Annotated in this window: 1 pseudogene; it reads right to left on the reverse strand. The window is 22.9% G+C overall.

Features of this window, described 5'->3' with window-relative positions:
- Positions 1–266: pseudogene (locus AACP42_RS03060) on the reverse strand (hypothetical protein); the annotation flags it as partial.

A 266-nucleotide genomic window follows, 5' to 3' on the forward strand; every position in this document is an offset into this window, starting at 1 on the left:
TTTCATCTAAATTATTATTTTCTTTTTTTTCATTATCATCATCTTTTTTTATTTCATCAAAAAGTCCTTCAGAAAAATTAAGTCCTCCATGTTCTCCAAATTCTTTAATCATTCTATTAACATGGTCTTTATATATACCCAAATAATTACCCATTTGAGATATTATCCTAATTAAAGCTCCAAACTCTCTAACAGTAATTTGTCCATTTTTAATATATTTATTTACTACACAATGTAATTCATCACTAAAATTATACTTACTTTTT

Source organism: Hydrangea phyllody phytoplasma, from assembly GCF_036985185.1.
GTDB classification, from domain to species: Bacteria; Bacillota_I; Bacilli_A; order Acholeplasmatales; family Acholeplasmataceae; genus Phytoplasma; species Phytoplasma asteris.